The organism is Succinimonas sp. (assembly GCF_045225735.1).
Classification (GTDB): Bacteria; Pseudomonadota; Gammaproteobacteria; order Enterobacterales; family Succinivibrionaceae; genus Succinimonas.
This window is the reverse complement of the sequence record NZ_JBGVBR010000295.1, coordinates 1-2972: the sequence shown is the minus strand read 5'-3', so window position 1 is coordinate 2972 and position 2972 is coordinate 1. Positions and strand designations below refer to the sequence as shown.

Sequence of the window (2972 nt, the reverse complement as noted above, 5' to 3'; positions counted from 1 at the left end):
TTTTATCACTGACTACCCATGAAAAATGCGGCGGCCGTCAGAGCGGTTTATGCTCCCTTTCGAATCTGTGATTTCTGGATTTCCGGGGATATCTGCTATACGTCGGAAGATGTGAGGTCGCGGAACGGAGGCGGTTACCTTCACGTTTTTCATGAATGCAGGACATCCGGATCGCTGAAGCTTCTCGGCGTTACGGAGGCCGCATTTTCGGGAACGGCGTCACTGCCCCGGGATCCGGGGGCCTGTGACCTTTCCGAAGCCCGTGCTTTCAGTCCCGCATGGCTTGCAGGAATGTATGCGGAAACCGCTGAACAGGAATTCGGAGACTCATACAGGAGTGCCACAGAGAGGGCGGAGAAAGAGTTCGAGAATTTTCTGTCATCATCGGCGCAGCATGCCGGTGTCAGAATCAACAGCCGGAATATCATTGTAAAGCCCTGGGAAGAACACTGCGTCTATTTTCCCTTCCTGATTGCCGATGTTGTCTGGAAAGGCCGTAACTGCCGCCTGATCATAAACGGTCATTCCGGAAAATTCAGCGGTTACATTCCGTCAAACATCAGCAGTCGTCTGGTCTGGATGACGGCATTATGGTTTCTGTCAGACTCCTTCGTATTATTGATTGCCATTGATATATTATCAGGCTCCAGTAAGATGATTCAGGCAGTGATTATCATTGTTTTGCTGGGGTTGGGGCTGACCGTGTTGGGATCGAGCTTCCTTTGCGCGCGCTGTTTCGGGCAGCTTTCCGTGGCGCTTTTGTCCGCTCCTGCCATTGTGGGACTCGGTATTTATTTTATTATTTCGGCAGTCGGGATATTTCGGACGGCGTTTTCAGATATGCTGTCTCAGGTGTTTGTCGGGGGGCTGGCTATTGTTGTTTTTGCCGGATATCTGGTGGCAGGAATGCGTTTCGTGCGGAAAATACTGGTGGATGGGGTTTGCGCCGATCGGAACATGAATGCGGTTTGCAGTGATGAGTTCAGCGAAAGCAGGATTGCCGACACCGAGATCTTCAGTGATAACACTGTTGATTCCGGCTTCCGGGAAAACTACAGCAGTGACAGCATGATCCTGAGTGCGGATGACAACACCCCGGCCGGCGGGGTGTCCTGACAGGCTTGCCGGGGCTTTCGGAAGCGGACTTTTATTCGGAGATTTGTCATATGGCGCATACAGCCATCCTTTTATGCACGGGCGTTCAGGAATGAAGTCCGGTGCTCCTTCCCGCTGTCCTTATTGTTCGGGCAGCATGGTTTACCGTATGGAAGCCAGGAGTCTGGTCTGTGACTCCTGTGCCATGAAGCTGACCCCGGAAGAGTATGACCGTCTTATGGCTTCGCAGTCCCGTGAGGAGCCACCGGAGAATGATCATGTTTCCGGGACGGCACGGGGATCCGGGAATTTCCGAAAACCGGAGAAAACGGATCTTATTATCCCGTTTGAAAAGTGCCGTGCGGAATTTCAGGAGGCCCTTCTGACTGAGGTCAGGAAACGGCCCTTTGTTCCGAAAGGCTTTATCCGGGAAATGCGGAAAGCAACTCCGAGAGCGGTATATCTGCCTTTCATGCTTTATGATATCGGGATTTCAGGAGAGATCCTGTATTCCGGAGAAAAACTGCGATACCTGTATCAGCTGCCCAAAATGCCTCCGGTCTATGAGCATTCAGTATATGAATGCCGGACCGCGGGGGAGCAGAAGTACGTTGCCGTGCCCGGATACTCCGGCGGCATGATTTCCGAGGAACAGGCCCGGGAGCTGGAACCGTATGAGATTTTCAGGGCCCGGTCGTTCAGCCCTTCCTGGCTTTCGGGGATGCCTGCCGAAACACCCCGTAATATCCGAACCTGCCGTGATAAGGTCCGGGCCCGGGCAGAGGACTCCTTTGAGAAGTTTCTGGTTTCGCACGGGCAGTATGACCACGTCAGATGCGACCGCCGGAACTTCACGTCCCGGGTGTCGGGAGCGCGGTCAGCACTGTTTCCGTTCTGGATTCTGGAAACTTGCCGTAACGGGGTTCGGTATCGCTTTGTCATGAACGGAACTACCGGAAAATGCTCGGGAATCTTTCCGATGAGCTTCTGGAGAAGCAACCTCATCATTGTGGCGATCTGGTTTCTGTCCGGAGCCCTGGTATTATGGAATTCCGCTTTTATTTTGTCAGGCGGGCTGAACAAAATCACTCCCGGTTACAATTATTCCGGCAATTTTTTCGGAACGGAGCTCATCTTTTGCTCTTTTTTCGGGGGAGCTCTCGGAACCTGGTTATTAACGGGGCGTTTTCTGAAAGGTCGCTTAACCGGAGTTACCGCGGTGATATTGCTGTCATCCTTCATGACCGGAGCCGGAATTTTTATTATGATGCAGGCCGTAAGTATGTTCGGCAAGATTCCCGGAATGCTGTCCGGTGATGCTTCGGACGTGGTGCCGGTAACTGCGGGGGTGTTTCTGTTTCTGGGGTATGCGCTGATCGGAATCATCGGGGCCAGGGCTGCCATCAGGCATCGCTCCCGATACGGTGAAGAAACGAAGCCGGCTCCGGGCTGCGATTACTGTGAAAGCTCCGGAGACAGCGTGATTAGCTCGGAAAGCTCAGTTCTGCTCAGTACCGGAAAAGGCGGAAAGGGCAGCTTTATTGAACAGCGGAAGGGAGCCCCCCGGAAAACTATCCGGGGAAGATAAAACGCATGGGAATTCCCGAAGCCGAACAGGAACTGTATCTGAAACTCCGCATGAATCCCGATGATACCCCGGGCTCCGCGAATTTGTATGACTGAAAGTTCCGGCACGCACTTGCGGAGAAACGGGGCTGCGTCTTACTCGTTATTTTTCGGATGCTATAATGATGACGTCCCGTAATAATCCCCTCCAGGCACGGATATCCGTGAATGAGAAGGAGTGAGTCCGGAGCGATTATTCCGGAGCAATTGTTCCGGGCCTTTCTTTTGCCAGGGGTTCTGAAATGAAATCG

At 52.9% G+C, this 2972-nt stretch carries 2 protein-coding genes; both read left to right on the top strand.

Annotation, left to right across the window (positions count from 1 at the left end; genetic code table 11):
- The first annotated feature begins 18 nt into the window (after positions 1 to 18).
- On the top strand, positions 19 to 1116 hold the full coding sequence (locus tag ACJROR_RS10700; protein ID WP_406547045.1) for a hypothetical protein: 1098 nt from the start codon (positions 19 to 21) through the stop codon (positions 1114 to 1116).
- A gap of 148 nt (positions 1117 to 1264) precedes the next feature.
- Positions 1265 to 2683, top strand: a complete 1419-nt coding sequence (locus ACJROR_RS10695; protein ID WP_406547044.1) for a hypothetical protein — start codon at positions 1265 to 1267, stop codon at positions 2681 to 2683.
- Positions 2684 to 2972: the final 289 nt, after the last annotated feature.